Source organism: Dechloromonas sp. ZY10 (assembly GCF_041378895.1).
Lineage (GTDB): Bacteria > Pseudomonadota > Gammaproteobacteria > Burkholderiales > Rhodocyclaceae > Azonexus > Azonexus aquae.
On record NZ_CP144212.1, the window covers coordinates 1,756,616 to 1,776,519 of the forward strand.

Sequence of the window (19,904 nt, forward strand, 5' to 3'; positions counted from 1 at the left end):
CGATTCCTTAGCGGGCGGCAGCGTTGGTTGGCGCAGCCGCGCCCTTCCCGGCCGCCGGGTCAGCCTCCCTGGCTGGCGCGACAGCATGATCCGCCGGCTTGTCTGCTGCTTTTTCGGCCGCCTTCTCGGCGGTTTTGTCGCCGCCTTTTTCCTTGATCCGGATCGCAGCCCCCGGCGTCAGACGCAGCTGGCCGTCAGTGACCACCGTCTCGCCGGCGGCCAGCCCCTGGCCAATCGCCGATTTGCCCTGATGGCTGGCCAGCACCTCGATCTTGCGCATCTCGGCGGTGTCGTCGGCTTTGGCGACGTAGAGGAAGTTGCCATTCGGCCCTTGCTGTACCGCTTCGTTGGGCACCAGCACGGCATCGGTCAGCCGCTCCAGCGTCGCGCTGACATTGAGGAATTGCCCCGGCGTCAATTGGCCGCGCGGATTATCCACGACCGCCTTGAGCACAATGGTGCCGGTGGCCTGGTCGACCGCGTTGTCGATAAAGCGCAGCTTGCCGCTGAGGCCCTCGCCCTTGCTGCCCGGCAGATTCAGCTGTACGGTCAACGGCCCCTGGCCGAGACTTTGACGCAAGCGGCCAAGATGCCGCTCGGGTACCGAGAAGCTCACTTGCAGCGGATCGACCCGGTTGACCACGGCCAGCGCGGTATCGTTGGTTTTGACCGCCGAACCGGGAAATACCAGGCGGGCGCCGACTACGCCGGAAAACGGCGCACGGATGGTTGTGTAGGAAAGCTGCAGGCGGGCCAGATCGAGGGCGGCCCGGTCGGCCTTGAGGGTGGCGGCAACCGCCATTTCATTGGTCCGCATCTCATTCAGCTTTTCGTCCGAGACAAAACCCCGGGCCTTGAGCCCGGCGTAGCGTTCGACATCAGCCCGCGCCTTTGCCAATTGCGCCTCGTCCCGAGCAACCACCGCCTCGGCCTGCGCCACCTTGGCGGCAAAATCATTGGGGTCCAGCTGCAGCAGGACTTCGCCCTTCTTCACCGCCTGACCATCGGCGTAGGCCACCGCTACCACCTGACCATCGACCCGTGATTTGAGGGTCACTCCCTCCCAGGCCTCGGCCCGCCCGACGGTGTTCAGCAACAAGGGCATCTCGCCGCTTTCGGCACGTGCTACCGTGACCGGTACCGGCCCCGGTTTTGCCGTCGTCTTCTTGGCGTCACCGCCCTGGCGGCTGTACCAGACACCGCCTCCGGCAGCGAGAGCGGTGACAACCAGGGCAAGCAAAAGGCGGCGTGAGGGTGGCATGAGGTGTCCGGATTCAGGCAAAACCGTAATTAGACACAGAAAACCGATGGCCGAACAGCCGGTTTTTACAATTTGCAAAAGTCCGGTCGCCAACTGGTCTGCGGCGCAAGTGCATGGCTGCCGGAAAAGAGGTTGCGGCCACCATGGGTGGCAAGCAAACCAATGGGAGAATTCCTCCCTGAAAAGCAAAAAAGCCAATCAAAGGATTGGCCTGAATGCTTATATCGACTGGCGCGCCCGGAGCGATTCGAACGCCCGACCCCTTGGTTCGTAGTTCTTCATTCGATTGCAATACACTGTTTTTATTGATATTTACTAGCTGCCCGTTCCCCTAACAGTAGCTGTTCTGCACTCTATATCCCTATCAACTCCCCATAAAGCCCCCTTCTCTGTAGAAACAAAGAGCGAAGGGATGGGCGAGCAACATACCATTGGGTTATGATTTCCGCTTCCGGCCACAAGCGGTCCATCAGGAAAGTGCCATGTAGCTGACGTTGGCCGTATTTGTATGATTGATGATTGATTACGAGAGCCGGGCGAGGTAATCTCTATGTCATTGAAAATTCAGTCGTGTCCATATTAATGGCGGTAACGCTGACGTTTCTGCATCTGAATACTATTAGGCCTTCCGCTGAAATGTCAGCGCCACCAAACCTACATGAATGCAAAAAAGACAACCATGAATTTCCTTGAAGAAATCAGAGATAACTGGAAACTTGATGCAAAGTCAGAAAATACAGAACGATATTTTTATCACGTCAAGGAAGTAGAAAAAATTCTTTCCGGGAAAAGATCTTATGTTATCGGCCGCAAAGGCACTGGAAAGACCTCAATAACTCAATACATTGAGGGAATATCTGATCCAAATATATTCTCCGAGCAACTATCTTTCAAGAACTTCCCGTTCAATGAACTTTACAGCCTAAAAAATTCCGGATACACGCATCCGAATCAATATATCACTTTCTGGAAATACATAATATACAGCCACATTTGCAAAATGATGGCAAGAAACGAAGCAATTGATGGAGAGGTTTCTACCGCACTAAAGAAACTATACGCTCCAGAACCGATAAACACGTTGCAGCGTTGGATCAAGAAATGGACTGCAAATGATTTCTCGTTCCAGATATTAGGAACTGGTGGAAAAGTTGGATTCAAGGAAAACAACACTAGTGATACATGGATTGAGCGGGTCGATGCACTTGAATCAATTATTGCTGAATACATTGATACTTCAATATATTATGTATTATTCGATGAGCTTGATGAAGACTACAAAAATATTATCGAAAAAAGTCAATATGAAAACTATACACACCTGCTGACAGGGCTATTTAAGGCAGTTCAGGACATCAAGAGTACGTTTAAGTCGGAAAGATTTAAAATATTTCCGGTTGTATTCCTGCGAGATGACATATACAGCATTCTGACCGATGCAGACAAAACAAAATGGGATGACTTCAAGATTGAACTTGATTGGGATAAAAACAAAATAAAGGATCTGATCGCATTTAGGATATCACGGGCACTAAACGCCGATGGGCCAATTTTGAAATTTCAAGATGCTTGGAGCTCATTATTTAATCAAGCCGCGATTGGTGTTGGACACCGTCAGGGAAAGGAAATGTCAGCCTTCGAATTTATGTGTCGAAGCACTCATCTAAGACCTCGAGATTTTACAAAATACATCCAGGCTTGCGCCGAGGCTACGCGAGATAACGCGATAATTATTCCCGCCGAAACGATCAAGAGGGTTGATAAAACATTCTCCAACTACCTCAAAAGGGAGTTGATTGATGAAATTCATAGCGTAATACCAGACATATCTAACATCTTCGACGTTATATCTCAGATAAGGAAGCAGACTTTCTCGCACGAGGAGTTCAAAAGAGCACTTGACCAAAAAAACAAGGAAGGCACAGTCAAGGAAACGGACTCCGCTTTTGTCTTGCGAATTTTGTTCTTATTTAGCGTTATTGGGAATCAGCCCAAGCAAGTCAACCAGACTGTCTTCAGATACATTAACAAAGAGGCATCACCAAATTTCACAGAGAATTTCGTTGTGCACCGGGGGCTTCTAAAAGCACTACAGATTCTGTGATTTTGGTCCAGTCACTATATTTGCATCGATTCTGGCGGAAGAAGTAACTGGCAGATAAATCAATATCTGCATTTGAACCTACGACACCTGACCAATCGGTCGAAAAGCCCCCAGCATCAAACGTTCCTGAGAGGCTGCTTCGCCAAGTTCACTACTTCCGCTTTGGGTCGTAAGCAGATGACACAAAATCACCCATGCTAAAACTCCCGAAAGATTTAGCCCTGAATTTTGCAAAACATTGGACGCCAATCTACGCAGAAATCTTTCAAGAACTGAAGGCTGAAGGTGGGCGAATCCAAGCAGGGAAACGTTTTGCAGAGATTCGCCAAAAATTCGGTGTCTCTTATGTTTTGCTATATGACCATGAAAGAAAGCCAGGGATCGCAATTATGCTGGCTTTACTTGGGGAAGATGGGTTCAAACAATTTAACCAAGACTCTGCTACATGGTCAGAGCAAGAAATAAACAATTTTTTCAAAGAGATTGAAAGCCAGGAATTCCAGAAGGAATTACTCGATCATTTAAATCTTACAGAGACCGAAGCAGAATGGGCTGAACAGAAGACCCTGTTTGAATCGCTGCCAGAAGATCAGAAAACTGCCTCACAGAAAACAGCCGTTTTTTTATTTTCAGGTTTCTTTGCCCATTTTTTCAACACCATGGCGCTAATGACACATGGTGCAACGATGACCTCACTGATTGCGCAAGCGATGCAAGGCGATGACGAGGCATTTGGGAAAGCAGTTCAGGTAGATCGCTTCCTCCTGACGCATCACCCCGATTTTATGGCCCGCAAACAACGCGCCCAGGACGAAGGAGACAGGAGGTTCTTGAGCGCCCTTGCCTACCGTGAAAGCAATCCCAATCTAAAGGGAAAAATTCGCTATCCGGCGCTATTCATGCTCTTCGGTCTGTTGGAGTCATTCCAATGGCTCGACAGCCTCCGACACGAGGAAATTCTCGACCTCTGCGACGAAATTGGACTGGATCGTTTCCAAAATCGGATTGAGGATGTGAATTATCTGACGAAGCGCCTAATTGAGTACCGCAAGTTTCAGAAAACTGGCGGTCTGTCAATGCAGTGAATTTCAGTTTCACGGCATTAATCTACCTACCTCTGGTTCATAACATTCGTATCCACTTCAAGGCAGATCGGCTGCTTTGAGTCTTTCTCAAAGGAATGTGGATATGAAAAAGCAAGATCATGTCGCCCCTACCTCCCTCGGGCTGGCTGGCGGGGTGGCCGCGCGAGCGGCCAGACGCCAGCCAAACGAGGGAGGCCATGCGGCGATGGATGCCGCGCCATCGATTGATGGTGGCCCCAAGGGTGCGCCCCCTAGTAACACAGCACCCTATAACAGCAATTCAGGGCATGGTGTTTTCTTCAAGGCACTGCGTTGGGGGGTTGATAGTCTTTATCTCTCCTACCCCGGCGAACTCTTCCAGGATGCAGACAATCGCCTGAAGGCGTTAAAAGCCCTCGCCCAATCCCCTGACCCCAGCGAGGTCGCAAAAGCCCAGCTAGCGCTCGGGAAACACGTTTTTGAGGTGAAGGAGAAAGGCAGCTCCCTCTTTCCTTACATCATCGAAGATGGGGCGTTCCGCATCCAACTCTCCAGGGCTGGTAGAAAGGCCCCGATGGCTTACGTCAAGGTCTCGGCCAAGTTCCTCGCCCATGTCGGGCCAGTGGAGGCAGAGAAGCAGCTTTACGAATTGCTCTCGCAGCTGGGCGAGGTTAAAGAGGCGGCCAATGTGAGCCGGATCGACCTGTTTGTCGATTTCCAATCGTCGGCGGACATGGAAAGCTGGGATCGTCACGCCTGGGTGACTCGCGCCACTTCAATCAATGCCTATGCGGTGTCAGGGAAATTCTCTGGCTGGTCGATTGGTCTGGGCGGCGTGCTGTCTGCCCGCCTCTACAACAAGCTCCTGGAAATTGTGGTCAGCGGCAAGGATTGGATTCTCCCGTTGTGGCAGCAGGCCAGCTGGGACGGTCAGGGGGTAGTCTGGCGACTGGAGTTTGAATTCAAGCGCGAAGTGCTGACGCAAAAGGGCTTGTCAAAGCTCTACGAGGTGATGAATGCCCTCAACGGCCTGTGGAGCTATGCGACTACCGAATGGCTGCGTTTGACCTTGCCGAATCCTGCCGATCAAACGCGCTGCCGCTGGCCGATTCATCCGCTGTGGTGCTTGCTGGCAGCGGTTGATTGGGATGGGAACGGCGGCCCCCTTGCCAAGCGTTTTACGCCAACACGCAGCCCGCACAACAAACGCCTGTTTCAGATGGCCTGCAGCACGATTATGGCGTTCATGGCCAAGCATGGTTACAACGCCAAGCAGCTTTACGAGGCACACCAGGATTTGTTGGCACAGTTGATTGAGCACCTCGATGCGGAAGCCTACAAGCTGGGGCTGCCATTTGACGATTACATCGCTGAAAAGCTGGCGCTGAAGCGCCGCCAGTACAACACGGGGGTTAATGACCCCGATCAGGAGCGCCGGGCGCAAGAAAGCGAAGTCGCGGCCGAAGCACGGGCCTACCGGAAGGAAAGCAATGGATAAACGCGGATTCAATTGTCAGGAGGCCTTGCATTACCTGGGAATCAAGCGGCGGGCCTTCAATCAGTATTTCCGTCCCCTGCTCTCGCCCATTCGCATGGGAACCTCGGTCGTTTTTGATCGAATTGACCTTGATCGAGTATTGGAAGAACATAAATCCCGGAACGGGCGGCCCGTGGAGAAAGGAGTAAGCACATGGGCCGATCACAATCCGGCATCTACCAAGACCAGCGCGGTTTCTGGTGCATTGACAAGGTCTTCAAAGGAACCCGACTTCGCCAGCGTTTCGAACGCTTTGAAGAGGCGGAATCCTGGTTGATCTTGCAACTTGAGCAGCTACGGCAACGGCACCTGTTCGGCGTCCGCCCCAAATGGACCTTCGATCAGGCTGCCGCCAAGTATCTGCTCGACCACCAGGACAAGGTATCGCTACAAACCGATATCTACCTGCTGGAAAAGTTGATGCCGTTTATAGGCAAGCTCACGCTCGATCAGATTCACGATCAGACGTTGGCGGTCTATGTTGAGCAACGCAAAGCGGCGGGACGGTCAAACAAGACGATCAATCTCGGTTTGGGAATTGTTCGCCGGATACTGAATTTGGCAGCCCGCAAATGGCGTGATGAAGAAGGCCGCACATGGCTGGAAACGCCACCGCTGATTTCGATGTTGCCCCTCATAGGTTTTCAGCGTGAGCCTCGCCCGATTACCTGGGCTGAACAGCGGCAGTTGTTGCCGCATTTGGCCGACCATCTCGCCAAGATGGTGCTGTTCGATCTGAACACGGGTGCACGGGATGAGGTCGTTTGTGGTTTGAGGTGGGAATGGGAAATCTACATTCCCGAACTGGAACGGTCAGTCTTCGACGTCCCCAGGGAGAGCGTCAAAGGTAGGAAGCGTAGTCGTGTCCTGGTTTGTAATTCGGTTGCACAGAGCATCATCGAAGGGCAGCGCGGTTTGCATTCTGCGTATGTCTTCCCCTTCCGGGGCGACCGAATCGAAACCGTGAGTAACAGCGGCTGGCAACGAGCGAGGGAAGCAGCAGGTCTGCCCGATCTGCGGTTTCACGACTTGAGGCACACCGTCGGGATGCGGCTACGTGAAGCAGGGGTAAGGGAAGAAACGATTTCGGATATTCTTTGGCACACTCGCCGGGGCATGACGGCACATTACTCGGTCGCTCAGATTGAGGAACTGGTGGAAGCCCTGGAGCGGATTACCGACGAGCGGAGCCGAACGAATCGAAGCCTGGAGATGATTCGCAGGGAAATGATGGGGAAACGCACTCCCCCGTTTGTCCCCGCAGAAAGCAAAAAGGCCAATCAAAAGATTGGCCTAACTGCTTGATTCGACTGGCGCGCCCGGAGCGATTCGAACGCCCGACCCCTTGGTTCGTAGCCAAGTACTCTATCCAACTGAGCTACGGGCGCGCTGCGATACATCTACTACTGTTTATTGCTGATTTTCTGAATGGCGCGCCCGGAGCGATTCGAACGCCCGACCCCTTGGTTCGTAGCCAAGTACTCTATCCAACTGAGCTACGGGCGCGCTGTCAGAGCCGCGCATTATACGGGGCTTTGCCAAAAAAGCCAGTCCTTTTTCTGTTTTTTTCGAATTGCCTATCCTTTATGTCATTTGACTTGGTTTGGCCCTTTATATAGTGAAGGCCGGGTAAGCGGCTTTTATCCGGCCGCCGCTGATAAAATCCGCCCTCGACTTTTTTCGCGGCTTTTCCGCATGAGCGCTACGCAAACCCCTGACCTTGCCAAACATACGCCGATGATGCGCCAGTATCTGGCGCTGAAAGCGAATCACCCCAACACCCTGCTCTTCTATCGCATGGGCGACTTCTACGAGTTGTTCTTCGAGGATGCCGAGAAGGCGGCGCGGCTACTCGACATTACCTTGACCACCCGCGGGCAGACCGCCGGGGTGCCGATCAAGATGGCCGGGGTGCCTTTCCATTCGCTGGAGCCTTACCTGGCGCGGCTGGTGAAGCTGGGCGAGTCGGCGGTGATCTGCGAGCAGATCGGCGATCCGGCGACCAGCAAGGGGCCGGTCGAGCGGGCAGTGGCGCGGATCGTGACGCCGGGAACGCTGACCGATGCGGCGCTGGTCGACGACAAACAGGACCTGTGGCTGCTGGCGGTGACCACCCTGCGCAACACCGCCGGGATTGCCCGGCTCAATCTGGCGAGCGGCGAGTTCATTCTGATCGAGGTGCCGGCCGAACAGATTCCGGCGACGCTGGAGCGCATCCGTCCGGCGGAAATCCTTTATCCCGAAAGCTGGACGCCGACCTTTGGTTTTGACGGTGCCCGCACCCGCCAGCCCGACTGGTATTTCGATTTCGATTCGGCCCGCCGCCTGCTGTGCGAGCAATTCGAGGTTGCCTCGCTCGCCGGCTTTGGCGCCGAGGGCCTGAAGCCGGCGATTGCTGCCGCCGGTGCCCTGCTCCAGTACGCGCAGGCGACGCAGTCGGGCAAATTGCCGCATTTGCGCGGGTTGACCGTGGAAATCGAGGGCGCCTACCTGGGCCTTGATCTCGCCACCCGGCGCAACCTGGAATTGACCGAAACCCTGCGCGGCCAGCCGTCGCCGACGCTGTTTTCCTTGCTCGACAACTGCGTGACCAGCATGGGTTCGCGGCTGTTGCGCCACACCTTGCACCACCCGTTGCGCGAATGGATGATTCCCGCCGCCCGCCACGGCGCGGTCGAGGCACTGCTCGACGACTACGGTCGACTCGCCGGCGAGGCAAGAAAAGCCCTGCGCGGGATTGCCGACATCGAACGCATTGCCGGCCGCATCGCGCTACGCAACGCCCGCCCGCGCGACCTCGCCAGCCTGCGCGAATCGCTGACGCGGCTGCCGGAACTGCGAGCGCCACTGGTCGGCACCGCTTCGGCCCTGCTCGATCAGGCGCACGCCGAACTGGCGACGCCGGAGGCGGCGCTCGAATTGCTGGTCCGCGCCATCGCTGCCGAACCCGGCGCGCAGGTGCGTGACGGCGGCGTGATCGCGCCGGGCTTCGACCCGGACCTCGACGAACTGCGTTCGCTCAACGACAACTGCGGCGCCTTCCTGGTCGATATGGAGGTGCGCGAACGCGAGCGCACCGGCATCAGCAGCCTCAAGGTCGAGTACAACAAGGTGCATGGCTTCTACATCGAGGTCACGCACGCCAACGTCGACAAGATTCCCGACGACTATCGCCGCCGCCAGACGCTGAAAAACGCTGAGCGTTACATCACGCCGGAGTTGAAGGCCTTCGAGGACAAGGCGCTGTCGGCGCAGGAACGTTCGCTGGCGCGCGAAAAGCTGCTCTACGAACAGATTCTCGACGCACTGCTGCCGGTGGTGCCGACCTTGCAGACCATCGCCCGCGCCGTCGCCCAGCTCGACCTGCTCGCCGGTTTCGCCGAGGCCGCCTTGAAGCGCAACTGGTGCAAGCCGGAATTTGCCGCTGGCGACGAGTTGACCGCGCAATTGTTGATCGAAGGCGGCCGCCACCCGGTAGTCGAGAACGAACTGGCGCAAAACGCCGAAACCTTCATCGCCAACGACTGCCTGCTCGCCGACAACCGCCGCCTGCTGCTGATTACCGGCCCGAACATGGGCGGTAAATCGACCTACATGCGCCAAGTGGCGCTGATCGCCCTGCTCGCCCACATCGGCAGCTACGTGCCGGCCGACCGCTGCGTGCTCGGCCCGCTCGACCGCATTTTCACCCGCATCGGCGCCTCCGACGACCTCGCGTCCGGGCGTTCGACCTTCATGGTCGAGATGACCGAAGCCGCCGCCATCCTGCACCACGCCACCGCCAACAGCCTGGTCCTGATGGACGAAATCGGGCGCGGTACCTCGACCTTCGACGGGATGTCGCTGGCCTTTGCCATCCTCCGCCACCTGATCGACAAGAACCGCAGCCTGACGCTGTTTGCCACGCATTATTTCGAGCTAACCCGTCTTTCGCACGAATACCCGGAACTGGCCAACGTGCACCTCGGTGCGGTCGAACACAACGACCGCATCGTCTTCATGCACGCGGTCGAAGAAGGCCCGGCCAACCAGAGTTACGGGATCCAGGTCGCGGCGCTGGCCGGCATCCCGACCAGCGTGGTGCGCGCGGCGCGCAAGCAGTTGCGCGAGTTCGAGCAGCGGGCGGCGGTCGATCCGCTCCAGCCCGACCTGTTCGCGCAGGACTTTGCCGCACCCGAGATCGAGGCCAGCGAACCTGAGCCACACCCCGCGCTGGAGCAACTGGCCGGGCTCGACCCGGACAGCCTGACCCCGCGCGAAGCGCTGGACGCCTTGTACGCACTAAAAGGTTTGCTGCGCTGATGTTCACGGTCAACCTGCGTTTTGGCCGTTTTTTGCGGTCGACCGTAATCGGTGCCCTGCTCGCGCTGCCCGTGCTGGCGCCGGCTGAAACCTGGCGAGTCGCGCTGATTGGCGATACGCCCTACTCGGCCTTCGAGCGCGCCGAACTGCCAAAGATGCTGGAGGCAATTGCCGACAGCGGCAGCGAACTGATGATCCACGTCGGCGACATCAAGCACGGCAAGGACCGCTGCGACGACACCTTGTTCGCCGACCGCCGCGCGCTGTTCGACGCCAGCCGGATTCCCTTTGTTTTCGTCCCCGGCGACAACGAGTGGAGCGACTGTGAGCGCCTGTCGAACGGCGGCTACGCGCCGCTGGAGCGCCTCGGCGCCTTGCGCCGGCTGTTCTGGGCGCAGCCCGAGTCGCTCGGTCGCCAACGCCTGCCCTTGCAGCGGCAAAGCGCTGCTTATCCGGAACATGCGCGCTTTCGCGTCGGCCCGGTGCTGTTCGCGACCCTGAATATCCCCGGCGGCAACAACAACTGGGGCCTGCTGGAAACGCCCAGCCGGGAGTTCAGCGAGCGCAATCCGCAAGTGCTGGCCTGGGTGCGCGCGACTTTCCAGGTCGCCCGCCAGGAAAAACTCGCCGGCGTGGCCTTCGCAATGCAGGCCAACCCCGGCTTCAAGCATTTCGCGCAAGGCTTCCCGCACAGCGGCTACCGCGAGCTGCTCGAACTGCTGCGCATGGAGACCCAGAATTTCTCGGGCCAGGTTCTGGTAATCCATGGCGACACCCACCAAAGCCGCGTCGACCATCCGCTGCGTGATGCCGCCGGCAAGCCGCTGGCCAACTTCACCCGGATCGAAACCCATGGCTATCCGTTCATGGGCTGGACACAGTTACTGATCCGCCTGGATGGCCCCTCGCTGTTCCACAGCGAAGCCCACCCCTGGCCACCGCGCGAGCGCCCCTGAGCCACCGGAAGGTATTCGGCCGCCTGCAACTCACTCCTGTCGGTCTTGCCGGCACCTCTTCAGCCTCTACCCGAGCCCCCGGGTGCCACGACCTACCCGGTACATCGCCCCTCCCGGCAGAGATGGCTGAAAACCATCCCCAACTGCCGTTCCAGGCGCAAAAAAGCCCGCAACTTGCGGGCCTTGCGCGGGCGCAACCCGCTCGCTCAATCCGCGCACCGGATGGGCACGGCAGCGTTATCAGGTCATGTACAAGCCGCCGTTGCAGGCGAAGTTGGCGCCGGTGGTAAAACCGGCTTGGTCAGAGGCCAGCCAGCCGACAATCGAGGCGATTTCTTCCGGCGTCCCCAGGCGCTTGACCGGAATCGTGGCCACGATCTTTTCCAGTACATCCTCGCGGATGGCACGGACCATGTCGGTGCCGATGTAGCCGGGCGAAACGGTATTCACTGTCACCCCCTTGCTCGCCACTTCCTGTGCCAAGGCCATGCTGAAGCCGTGCATCCCGGCTTTAGCGGTGGAGTAATTGGTCTGGCCAAATTGGCCTTTCTGGCCGTTGACCGAAGAAATATTGACGATCCGGCCCCAACCCTGCTCAAGCATGCCGTCGATCACTTGGCGGGTGACATAGAACAACGAGTTGAGATTGGTGTCGATCACGGCTTTCCAGTCGTCCGCGCTCATCTTCCGGAAGACGCCATCCTTGGTGATTCCGGCGTTGTTGACCAGCACGGCAATCTCCCCAACTTCGGCCTTGACCTTGTCAAAGGCCGCTTTTGTGCTGTCCCAATCGGACACATTGCCTTCGGAGGCAATGAAATCAAAACCCAGCACCTTCTGTTCGGCCAGCCATTTGTCCTTACGCGGCGAGTTGGGGCCGCAGCCGGCGACGACCTGGAAACCATCCTTGGCCAGTTGCTGGCAAATCGCGGTTCCAATCCCGCCCATGCCGCCGGTAACGTAAGCTACTTTTTTGCTCATGAAACGCTCCTTCTAATAATTATTAATTACGATCTGGCACTCCCATGCCCTTGGAACAGTGCGGCAAATCCGGGAAGGCCAGCGGCGAATATACCCAAACTTCCGAATAAATAAAACCATTCACCTAAACGAAATGATAAATAAAAAACGGCCCATGCAGAGCCGTTCGTGAGCGCGTAGGCGGCTCAAGGCCGCCCTACTTGGCGGGATCAGGCTTCGCAATCCTCATCCGGACCGTGCACATGGCCGTGCTCTACTTCTTCGGCGCTGGCGGCGCGAACATTGGTGACCGTGCAGGTAAAGATCAACGCCATGCCGGCCAGCGGATGGTTGCCGTCGAGCACCACCTTGTCATCGGCAATTTCAGTCACACGGTAGATCACGAAATCCTCATCGCTGCCATCTTCAGGGCCGCCTTCGAACTGCATGCCGACCTGCAACTCTTTCGGAAAGTCCTTGCGCGGTTCGATCTGTACCAGTTCGGCGTCGTAGTCTCCGAAGGCTTCATCCGGCTGCAGCTTGATCTGCACCGATTCGCCAACAGCCTTGCCCTGCAGCGCTTCCTCGATCTTCGGGAAAATGTCGTCGTAACCGCCGTGCAGATAGACGATCGGCTCGCGACCTTCATCGACCACTTCGTTGTCGGTATCGGTGACGTGATAGTCGATGGTGACGACGGTGTTCTTGGCGACTTGCATGTTCATGAGTTGAGTTCCTTGACCAGGCGCAGCACGTCGAGTGCATGCCCCTTGTAATTGACGTTGTAGAGCGCGTGGCGGATGACGCCATCGCGATCAATGATGAAGGTCGAGCGGCTGACCCCGAATTTGCGATGCCCATCGACTTCGCGTGCCTGCCATACGCCGTAGCGCTTGCAGACTGCTCCGTCAGCATCCGACAGCAATTCGATCCCGATGCCCTCCTTGTCGCGGAATTCCGCATGTTTTAGGCAATCGTCGCGACTGATTCCGAGCAGAACGCAGTTCTGTGCTTCGAAATCGGCTTCGTGATCGGAAAAATCGGTGGCTTCGCGGGTGCAACAAGGCGTGCCATCCTTGGGATAAAAGAAGAGAACCACGTGGTTGCGACCACGAAATTCGGCCAGATCGACTTGCTTCATGTCGGCATCGGGCAATGCAAAACCCGGTGCCTGTTCGCCTATCCTGAGCTGCATGTTCGTCTCCTTGCCCTCTCGTAAAACGAAGGCATGCGGACGATTCTAGCGGAGGTCGGCGGCCACGGTCGACCAAATTTTTTGCTTATTTTCCGGCAGGCTTGTCGGGGATTTGCACAAAGCTTTCGTCTTGCCGGATCATCCCCAGTTCGAAACGGGCCCGCTCCTCGATCGCGTCATAACCCTGCTTGAGGTCGCGGACTTCGGCATCCAGGCCGGCATTGCGGATTTCCAGCTGGCGGGTGACTTCCTTCTGTTGCTGGAGTTGCCGGTCATAGTCCCAGACCTTGAGCCACCCCCCCTTGCCCACCCACAAGGGGTATTGCAGGAGGCCGATCAGGCATAGCAGGCCGAGGGTCAGCCAGCGCATCAGACCACAAAAAACGAGAGGAAGGCGGCGAGTTGCCTCGCCGCTTCCGGTTGAGCAAAGGTGATCATCGATCTCACCCGGCGCTTCCTCTCATCCTCCCGGCGCTTAGCGCAGGTTGTAGAAGGTCTCGCGACCCGGGTAGGAGGCGGTATCGCCCAGATCTTCCTCGATCCGGATCAGCTGGTTGTACTTGGCGATACGGTCGGAACGCGACAGCGAACCAGTCTTGATCTGGCCGGCATTGAGGCCGACGGCGATGTCGGCGATGGTGCTGTCTTCGGTTTCACCGGAGCGATGCGAGATCACGGCGGTGTAGCCGGCACGCTTGGCCATTTCGATGGCAGCGAAGGTTTCGGACAGGGTGCCGATCTGGTTGATCTTGATCAGGATCGAGTTGGCGATGCCCTTCTGGATGCCTTCCTTGAGGATCTTGGTGTTGGTCACGAAAAGGTCGTCGCCAACGATCTGGACCTTGGAACCCAGGCGCTCGGTCAGCAGCTTCCAGCCGTCCCAATCGCCTTCGGCCATGCCATCTTCGATGGAAACGATCGGGAACTGCTCGGCCAGGTTGGCCAGATAGTCGGTGAACTGGGCGGAGGTCAGTTCCAGGCCTTCGCCGGCCAGCTTGTACTTGCCGTCCTTGTAGAACTCGGAAGCGGCGCAGTCGAGGGCGAGCAGAACGTCCTGGCCCGGCACGTAGCCGGCATTTTCGATCGCTTGCATGATCAGCTGCAGGGCTTCGGCATGGCTGCCCAGGTTCGGGGCAAAGCCACCTTCGTCACCAACGGCAGTCGAGTGGCCCTTCTTGTCGAGCAGCTTCTTCAGCGCGTGGAAGATTTCGGCGCCGCAGCGGACGGCTTCGCGGAAGGTGTTGGCCGACACCGGCATGACCATGAACTCCTGGATGTCCAGGCTGTTGTTGGCGTGCTCGCCGCCGTTGATGATGTTCATCATCGGCACCGGCATCTGCATCGGGGCCATGCCGCCAAAGTAGCGGTAGAGCGGCAGGCCGGACTCTTCGGCGGCGGCCTTGGCGACAGCCATCGACACGGCGAGGATGGCGTTGGCGCCGAGACGGGACTTGTTGTCGGTACCGTCGAGCTCGATCATGGTCTGGTCAATGAAGGCTTGTTCTTGCGCATCAAGGCCAATGATCGCTTCGGCGATTTCGGTGTTGATGTTCTCAACCGCCTGCATCACGCCCTTGCCCAGGTAACGGGAGGCATCGCCGTCGCGCAGTTCGATAGCTTCGCGGGAACCGGTCGAAGCGCCAGACGGAACCGCTGCACGGCCCATCACGCCGGATTCGAGCAGCACGTCGGCTTCAACAGTCGGGTTGCCGCGGGAGTCGAGAATCTCACGCGCAATCACATCAACGATGGAACTCATATTTCTTCCTTGAAATCAAAAGGTTGAAAAAACTACTTAAAGTTAAAACTCAACACCGGAAATGACCAGCATGTTCATTTCGGCAATCTCTTTGCGCGCCTCGCGCGCCAAACCGTACTCGGGTGAATCATAAAAACGTCTGGCTTGTTCGACCGAGTCGAACTCGACGATTACCATCCGCTGCGGCGGTGTCCATTTGCCCTCGAGGATTTCAGAAGCGCCGCCACGGACGATGAACCGGCCACCATACTGCTGCACTGCTGCGGTCGATAGCTCGCGGTAGCGCGCCATCGCCTCGGGATTGGCGGTTTTTACCTCGGCAATGACGTAGCCTTTGGCGCTCACCGAAGTTCCTCGAAACCGGCCGCCTTGGCGGCGCGATCAAGCGCTACCAGAGTGCCCAGCAGGCTTTCCATGCGCGCCAGCGGCCACGAGTTGGGTCCGTCGGAAAAGGCCTTTTCCGGGCACGGATGGGTTTCCATGAACAGACCGGAAATCCCGACCGCCACCGCCGCCCGCGCCAGCACCGGCACGAACTCGCGCTGCCCGCCGGAGGAAGTCCCTTGCCCGCCCGGCAACTGCACCGAGTGCGTGGCATCGAAGACTACCGGGCAGCCAGTTTCGCGCATGATCGCCAGTGAGCGCATGTCGGAAACCAGATTATTGTAGCCAAAGGAAGCGCCTCGCTCGCAGACCATGATGTTGTCGGCGCCGCCATTCACCTCACGTGCCTTGTCGACCACGTTCTTCATGTCGCCCGGCGCGAGGAACTGCCCCTTCTTGATATTCACCGGCTTGCCGCAAGACGCCACGGCGTGGATGAAATCGGTCTGGCGACAGAGAAAGGCCGGCGTCTGCAGCACATCGACAACGCTGGCTACCTGGGGCACGTCCGCTGCATCGTGCACGTCGGTCAGTACCGGCACGCCGACTTGCGCGCGCACTGCTTCGAGAATCTTCAGGCCACCATTGATGCCGGGGCCGCGCACCGATCTGCCGGAACTGCGGTTGGCCTTGTCGTAGGAGGCCTTGAAAATGTACGAAACGCCGAGTCGACCGCAGATTTCCTTCATCTGTGCCGCCACGTCAACGCACAAGGCCTCGGATTCGGCCGTGCAAGGGCCGGCAATCAGGAAAAAAGGCTGGTCAAGACCAGCCTCGAAACCACAAAGTTTCATTACAGGGTACCCAGCTTGTGACCCAGAGCCGCTTTCACATAGGACGAAAACAGCGGATGGCCCTGACGCGGATTGGAGGTGAATTCCGGATGGAACTGGCAAGCCACGAACCAGGGGTGGACCTCGGCCGGCAGCTCGACCATTTCACACAGGTCGGTGCCCGGGGCGCGCCCGGAAACCACCAGGCCGCTGGCTTCGAGTTGGCTCAGCAGGGTGTTGTTCACTTCGTAGCGATGACGATGGCGCTCGGTGATCTCGGCTGCGCCGTAAATCTCGCGGGCCTTGCTGCCTTCCTTGAGCTGGCAGACCTGGGCGCCGAGGCGCATGGTGCCACCCAGATCGGAGTCCTCGTCGCGCTTCTCGACCTTGCCGGAGGCGTCGTGCCATTCGGTGATCAGGCCGATCACCGGGTACGGCGTATCCTGCACGAACTCGGTTGAGTGGGCGTCCTTGAGACCGGCAACGTTGCGGGCGAACTCGACCACCGCCATCTGCATGCCGAGACAGATGCCCAGGTAAGGCAACTTCTTCTCGCGGGCAAAGCGGATCGCTTCGATCTTGCCTTCGGTGCCGCGACGGCCGAAACCGCCTGGGACCAGGATGGCGTCCATGCGCTCTAGCACACCGGTGCCGTCCTTCTCGATGTTCTCGGAGTCGATGTACTCGATTTCGACCTTGCAGCGGGTATGGATGCCGGCGTGCTTGATCGCTTCGATCAGCGACTTGTAGGACTCGGTCAGGTCGACGTACTTGCCCACGAAGGCGATGCGCACTTCGTTGAGCGGGTTTTCCATCGATTCGATCAGCTTTTCCCAGACCGTCAGATCGGCGGCCTTGGCCAGGATGCCGAGCTTGTGGCAGACGATCTCATCGAGCATCTGCTCGTGCAGCATGCCGGGGATTTTGTAGATCGAATCGGCGTCGAGACACTCGATCACCGCTTCCGGCATCACGTTGCAGAACAACGCGATCTTGCGGCGTTCCTCGACCGGAATCGAGCGGTCGGCACGGCACAGCAGGATATCCGGCTGGATGCCGATTTCGCGCAGTTCCTTGACCGAGTGCTGGGTCGGCTTGGTCTTCAGTTCGCCGGCGGTCGGGATGTAGGGCAGCAGTGTCAGGTGGATGAAGCAGGTGTTGTTGCGCCCTTCTTCGATCCCCATCTGGCGGATGGCTTCCAGGAAAGGCAGCGACTCGATGTCACCGACCGTACCGCCGACCTCGACGATGGCCACATCGGCGCCTTCGGCACCGGCCATGAGCTTGGTCTTGATCTCGTCGGTAATGTGCGGGATGACCTGCACGGTCTTGCCCAGATATTCGCCGCGACGCTCCTTCTTCAGCACCGAGTCGTACACCTGGCCGGTGGTGAAGTTGTTGCGCTTGGACATCTTGGCGCTGGTAAAGCGCTCGTAGTGGCCCAGATCGAGGTCGGTTTCGGCACCATCGTCGGTGACGAACACTTCGCCGTGCTGGAACGGGCTCATCGTGCCCGGGTCGACGTTGATGTAAGGGTCGAGCTTGAGGTGGGTTACCTTGATGCCGCGGGACTCCAGAATGGCCCCCAGCGACGCTGCAGCGATGCCTTTGCCCAGGGAGGACACGACACCGCCCGTAACGAAAACGTATTTGGTCATGAATACACAGGCAGCGGGAAATTTGAATGATACCCGAAAAGTGACAATGCTCCAATCCCGTTACCGCCAACCCGAGCACTGCCGAGCCTGCGCCAGGTCTGGCCGACGGGGTTACAATCGCCGCCATCAACGCCTTCAATCATCGTAGCCACAAGGATTCCCATGTCTGAATTTGCCTTTGACGTCACCAAAGAAAATTTCCAGGAAAAGGTCGGCGAAGCCTGCATGCAGGTGCCGGTCGTCGTCGATTTCTGGGCGCCCTGGTGCGCCCCGTGCCAGACGCTGAAGCCGATGCTCGAAAAGCTGGCCGAGGAATTCAAAGGCCGCTTCCTGCTGGCCAAGATCAATTCCGACGAAAACCCGGAAATCGCCCAGTACTTCGGCGTGCGCAGCATTCCCTCGGTCAAGGTGCTGTTCCAGGGGCAACTGGTCGACGAATTCAACGGCGCGCTGCCGGAAAGCGAAGTCCGCGCCTTCCTCGAGCGCATCGCCCTCCCCGGTGCTGAAGCCAGCCTGCGCGAACAGGCTGCCGAACTGGTGGCCGCAGGCAATCTTGACGGTGCCCTGACGGTGCTGATCGAAGCCACCCGCCAACAACCGGAAGACGAAGCCACCCGCCTCGACGCCATCGACGTACTGATCCAGCTTGGCCGCAACGACGAAGCGCAGCAACTGCTCGCCGGCGAATACACCGCCGAAGCCGACCGCGCCAACACGCTGCGCGCCCGCCTTGCGCTGGCCGCCGGCGCTGCCGACGTCGCACCGCTGGAAGCCAGACTGGCAGCCAACGCCGACGACCATGCCACCCGTCTCGAACTGTCCGCCGCCTACGCTGCCCAGAGCCGTTTCCGCGAAGCGCTGGAAGCTGCGCTCGAAGTCGTGATCCGCGACCGTTTCTTTGACCAGGGTGCAGGCCGCAAAGCCATGCTCAATCTGTTCGAAGCGCTTTCCGGCGAGCAACACGACGATCTGGTCCGCGAATTCCGGCGCAAGCTGTCGGCAACGCTCAACTAGACCAGCCGGGCCACGCCCGTGCAGTTGTTCTATACCGACACCTTCGTGCTGCCGCTGCCGGCCGGGCATCGTTTCCCGATGGAAAAATACGCCCGGTTGCGGCAGGCGCTGCTGACCTGCGGCGATTTTTCCGAGGCCGATTTCAGATTGCCGCAGGCCGCCAGCGACGAAGAACTCGCCCTGGCTCACGACCGTGGCTACATTGAGCGCGTCAGCCACGGTCAACTCAGCGAAAAGGAACAAAAAGCCATCGGCTTTCCCTGGTCGCCTGCGACGGTCGAACGCTCGCGCCGTTCCGCCGGCGCCACCATCGGCGCCTGCCGCGCCGCACTGGCCGAAGGGGTGGCCGGAAACCTCGCCGGCGGCACCCACCATGCTTTCAGTGACCGGGGCGAAGGCTTCTGCGTTTTCAACGATGCCGCCGTCGCCGCCCGGCTGATGCTGGCCGAAAGCCGGGTCGAACGGATGCTGATCGTCGATTGCGACGTCCACCAGGGCAATGGCACCGCCAGCATCCTGGCCAACGACGAACGGGTATTCACGCTGTCGCTACACGGTGCCCGCAACTACCCATTCGCCAAGGAAAAGAGTGACCTCGACGTCGAACTGCCCGATGCCTGCGACGATGCGACTTACCTGGAACGACTCGACCATGCATTGACTCTGGCCTGGGACCTGGCCCGACCGCAACTGGTGATCTACCTGGCCGGCGCCGATCCGTTCCACGACGACCGTTTCGGCCGCCTGCAGTTAAGTCACGCCGGCCTGGCCGAACGCGACCGCCGCGTGCTGCAACTAGCTCGCGCCACGGCAACGCCGATTGCCTTGGCGATGGCCGGCGGCTACGCCCGCAATATCGCCGACACGGTAGCAATTCACTGCACCACACTGCGCCTCGCACAAGCCATCTGCCAACCGGGGCGGCACTCCTGAACCG

General features: G+C 58.3%; 17 protein-coding genes and 2 tRNA genes. 8 read left to right on the forward strand and 11 right to left on the reverse strand.

Translation table 11 applies throughout. The features are described from left to right. Positions 1-7: 7 nt before the first annotated feature. Complete coding sequence (locus tag VX159_RS08050; protein WP_371325456.1) at positions 8-1,261, reverse strand: efflux RND transporter periplasmic adaptor subunit; 1,254 nt, start codon at positions 1,259-1,261, stop codon at positions 8-10. A 679-nt stretch (positions 1,262-1,940) separates the two neighbouring features. Here VX159_RS08050 and VX159_RS08055 point away from each other — a divergent pair. The 4 genes from VX159_RS08055 (at position 1,941) to VX159_RS08070 (ending at position 7,271) form a co-directional block, all read left to right on the forward strand. Then, positions 1,941-3,365, forward strand: a complete 1,425-nt coding sequence (locus VX159_RS08055; protein WP_371325457.1) for a P-loop ATPase, Sll1717 family — start codon at positions 1,941-1,943, stop codon at positions 3,363-3,365. Between the two features lie 194 nt (positions 3,366-3,559). Then, a complete protein-coding gene (locus tag VX159_RS08060) occupies positions 3,560-4,450 on the forward strand; it encodes a hypothetical protein (RefSeq protein WP_371325458.1) in 891 nt (296 codons plus the stop codon). Between the two features lie 103 nt (positions 4,451-4,553). Then, positions 4,554-5,927, forward strand: a complete 1,374-nt coding sequence (locus VX159_RS08065) for a replication initiation factor (protein WP_371325459.1) — start codon at positions 4,554-4,556, stop codon at positions 5,925-5,927. Between the two features lie 192 nt (positions 5,928-6,119). Further along, on the forward strand, positions 6,120-7,271 hold the full coding sequence (locus VX159_RS08070) for a tyrosine-type recombinase/integrase (RefSeq protein WP_371325460.1): 1,152 nt from the start codon (positions 6,120-6,122) through the stop codon (positions 7,269-7,271). A gap of 6 nt (positions 7,272-7,277) precedes the next feature. Here VX159_RS08070 and VX159_RS08075 read toward each other — a convergent pair. Both VX159_RS08075 and VX159_RS08080 read right to left on the reverse strand, forming a co-directional pair. After that, positions 7,278-7,354, reverse strand: a tRNA-Arg gene (locus VX159_RS08075). Between the two features lie 41 nt (positions 7,355-7,395). Further along, positions 7,396-7,472, reverse strand: a tRNA-Arg gene (locus VX159_RS08080). Between the two features lie 189 nt (positions 7,473-7,661). Here VX159_RS08080 and mutS point away from each other — a divergent pair. After that, a complete protein-coding gene (mutS, locus tag VX159_RS08085; protein WP_371325461.1) occupies positions 7,662-10,268 on the forward strand; it encodes a DNA mismatch repair protein MutS in 2,607 nt (868 codons plus the stop codon). Beyond that, positions 10,268-11,224, forward strand: coding sequence for a metallophosphoesterase (locus VX159_RS08090; protein ID WP_371325462.1), 957 nt, complete (start codon positions 10,268-10,270; stop codon positions 11,222-11,224). The genes mutS and VX159_RS08090 overlap by 1 nt, the downstream gene beginning before the upstream one ends. A 240-nt stretch (positions 11,225-11,464) precedes the next feature. Here VX159_RS08090 and VX159_RS08095 read toward each other — a convergent pair whose 3' ends face one another. The 8 genes from VX159_RS08095 to VX159_RS08130 all read right to left on the reverse strand — a co-directional run bounded on the left by VX159_RS08095 (position 11,465) and on the right by VX159_RS08130 (position 17,953). Then, complete coding sequence (locus VX159_RS08095) at positions 11,465-12,205, reverse strand: 3-ketoacyl-ACP reductase (protein WP_371325463.1); 741 nt, start codon at positions 12,203-12,205, stop codon at positions 11,465-11,467. Positions 12,206-12,414: 209 nt separating this feature from the next. Then, positions 12,415-12,909 carry a peptidylprolyl isomerase gene (locus VX159_RS08100; RefSeq protein ID WP_371325464.1) on the reverse strand — a complete coding sequence of 165 codons (495 nt, stop codon included), beginning with the start codon at positions 12,907-12,909 and terminating at the stop codon, positions 12,415-12,417. Beyond that, positions 12,906-13,379: a peroxiredoxin gene (locus VX159_RS08105; RefSeq protein ID WP_371325465.1), complete on the reverse strand. Its 474-nt coding sequence runs from the start codon at positions 13,377-13,379 to the stop codon at positions 12,906-12,908. The genes VX159_RS08100 and VX159_RS08105 overlap by 4 nt, the downstream gene beginning before the upstream one ends. A gap of 85 nt (positions 13,380-13,464) precedes the next feature. Beyond that, entirely contained in the window at positions 13,465-13,749 is a 285-nt protein-coding gene (gene ftsB, locus VX159_RS08110; RefSeq protein ID WP_371325466.1) for a cell division protein FtsB, read from the reverse strand. 105 nt (positions 13,750-13,854) lie between these two features. Next, the gene (eno, locus tag VX159_RS08115; RefSeq protein WP_371325467.1) at positions 13,855-15,138 is read right to left on the reverse strand and encodes a phosphopyruvate hydratase; all 1,284 of its coding nucleotides are present in this window, start codon (positions 15,136-15,138) and stop codon (positions 13,855-13,857) included. Between the two features lie 42 nt (positions 15,139-15,180). Next, complete coding sequence (locus VX159_RS08120; RefSeq protein ID WP_371325468.1) at positions 15,181-15,483, reverse strand: DUF1330 domain-containing protein; 303 nt, start codon at positions 15,481-15,483, stop codon at positions 15,181-15,183. Then, the gene (gene kdsA, locus VX159_RS08125; protein WP_371325469.1) at positions 15,480-16,316 is read right to left on the reverse strand and encodes a 3-deoxy-8-phosphooctulonate synthase; all 837 of its coding nucleotides are present in this window, start codon (positions 16,314-16,316) and stop codon (positions 15,480-15,482) included. The genes VX159_RS08120 and kdsA overlap by 4 nt, the downstream gene beginning before the upstream one ends. Next, positions 16,316-17,953, reverse strand: coding sequence for a CTP synthase (locus VX159_RS08130; RefSeq protein WP_371325470.1), 1,638 nt, complete (start codon positions 17,951-17,953; stop codon positions 16,316-16,318). Before VX159_RS08130 ends, kdsA begins: the two co-directional genes overlap by 1 nt. 162 nt (positions 17,954-18,115) lie before the next feature. Between VX159_RS08130 and VX159_RS08135 the strand changes: the two genes are divergently transcribed. Both VX159_RS08135 and VX159_RS08140 read left to right on the forward strand, forming a co-directional pair. Then, positions 18,116-18,967, forward strand: a complete 852-nt coding sequence (locus VX159_RS08135; RefSeq protein WP_371325471.1) for a tetratricopeptide repeat protein — start codon at positions 18,116-18,118, stop codon at positions 18,965-18,967. Between the two features lie 18 nt (positions 18,968-18,985). Beyond that, positions 18,986-19,900 (forward strand): histone deacetylase, encoded by a 915-nt coding sequence (locus tag VX159_RS08140; RefSeq protein ID WP_371325472.1) that lies wholly within the window; start codon positions 18,986-18,988, stop codon positions 19,898-19,900. Positions 19,901-19,904: the final 4 nt, after the last annotated feature.

Excerpts from the sequence above, each read along its gene's own strand:
- VX159_RS08060 (WP_371325458.1), top strand. The coding sequence starts at position 3,560 with ATGCTAAAACTCCCGAAAGATTTAGCCCTGAATTTTGCAAAACATTGG.
- VX159_RS08105 (WP_371325465.1), bottom strand. The coding sequence starts at position 13,379 with ATGCAGCTCAGGATAGGCGAACAGGCACCGGGTTTTGCATTGCCCGAT.
- VX159_RS08090 (WP_371325462.1), top strand. The coding sequence starts at position 10,268 with ATGTTCACGGTCAACCTGCGTTTTGGCCGTTTTTTGCGGTCGACCGTA.
- VX159_RS08065 (WP_371325459.1), top strand. The coding sequence starts at position 4,554 with ATGAAAAAGCAAGATCATGTCGCCCCTACCTCCCTCGGGCTGGCTGGC.
- kdsA (WP_371325469.1), bottom strand. The coding sequence starts at position 16,316 with ATGAAACTTTGTGGTTTCGAGGCTGGTCTTGACCAGCCTTTTTTCCTG.
- eno (WP_371325467.1), bottom strand. The coding sequence starts at position 15,138 with ATGAGTTCCATCGTTGATGTGATTGCGCGTGAGATTCTCGACTCCCGC.
- VX159_RS08050 (WP_371325456.1), bottom strand. The coding sequence starts at position 1,261 with ATGCCACCCTCACGCCGCCTTTTGCTTGCCCTGGTTGTCACCGCTCTC.
- VX159_RS08135 (WP_371325471.1), top strand. The coding sequence starts at position 18,116 with ATGTCTGAATTTGCCTTTGACGTCACCAAAGAAAATTTCCAGGAAAAG.
- mutS (WP_371325461.1), top strand. The coding sequence starts at position 7,662 with ATGAGCGCTACGCAAACCCCTGACCTTGCCAAACATACGCCGATGATG.
- VX159_RS08095 (WP_371325463.1), bottom strand. The coding sequence starts at position 12,205 with ATGAGCAAAAAAGTAGCTTACGTTACCGGCGGCATGGGCGGGATTGGA.
- VX159_RS08130 (WP_371325470.1), bottom strand. The coding sequence starts at position 17,953 with ATGACCAAATACGTTTTCGTTACGGGCGGTGTCGTGTCCTCCCTGGGC.
- VX159_RS08100 (WP_371325464.1), bottom strand. The coding sequence starts at position 12,909 with ATGAACATGCAAGTCGCCAAGAACACCGTCGTCACCATCGACTATCAC.
- VX159_RS08070 (WP_371325460.1), top strand. The coding sequence starts at position 6,120 with ATGGGCCGATCACAATCCGGCATCTACCAAGACCAGCGCGGTTTCTGG.
- VX159_RS08055 (WP_371325457.1), top strand. The coding sequence starts at position 1,941 with ATGAATTTCCTTGAAGAAATCAGAGATAACTGGAAACTTGATGCAAAG.
- ftsB (WP_371325466.1), bottom strand. The coding sequence starts at position 13,749 with ATGCGCTGGCTGACCCTCGGCCTGCTATGCCTGATCGGCCTCCTGCAA.